The organism is Roseibium sp. RKSG952, assembly GCF_009711355.1.
On sequence record NZ_SMMF01000385.1, the window covers coordinates 1 to 783 of the forward strand.

1 protein-coding gene is annotated in these 783 nt (G+C 50.1%); it reads right to left on the bottom strand.

Annotated features, from left to right (window positions below):
- On the bottom strand, nucleotides 1-648 hold a 648-nt coding region (locus tag E1297_RS01160; protein WP_155132846.1), incomplete at its 3' end, for an ABC transporter permease.
- Nucleotides 649-783: the final 135 nt, after the last annotated feature.

A 783-nucleotide genomic window follows, 5' to 3' on the forward strand; every position in this document is an offset into this window, starting at 1 on the left:
GTAGAAGCTCCAGCGAAAGCCCGAGATCAGGTAAACGACGGGATTGACCAGTGCAACGGTTTGCCAGAAATCCGGCAACATCTTGATCGAATAAAACGTCCCCCCCAGAAATGCCATGGGGGTCACCAGCAGAAGAGGGACGAACTGCAATTGTTCGAAGCTTTTTGACAAGATCCCGAGGATGAAACCAAACATGGCAAAGGATACCGCCGTCAGAACAAGAAAGACTACCATCCAGACGGGGTGCTCGATCTTGAAATCGACGAAAAACCGTGCGGTCACGATAATGATGACCGCAACGAGAATGGATTTGGTTGCCGCTGCACCAACATATCCGATCACCAGTTCGAAAGTCGAAACTGGCGCTGACATGACCTCGTAGATCGTTCCGCTAAACCTCGGAAAAAAGATCCCGAAGGCCGCCAATCCCAAGCTCTGTGTCAGAAGCGACAGCATCGTCAGTCCGGGAACGATAAAAGCCGCATAGCTCAATCCGTCCACATCGGAAATATGGCTGCCAATAGCGGCTCCAAAAACGACAAAATAGAGCGCGGTTGAGAGAACCGGTGCAATGATGTTTTGCATGATCCTCTGCCTGCCTCTCGCCATTTCGAATTTGTAGATTGCTATGACCGCCAGGTAGTTCATGCGCCGTGTTTCCAATTCAAATTTTGTGATCCATGAAATGCAACAATGTATGCAGGCAGTGATACTGGCTGGCGTCCCCGGAAAATCGTATCACATCCAACTGCGAGAAAAATCCGCACCATTTGCGAAGCCGAA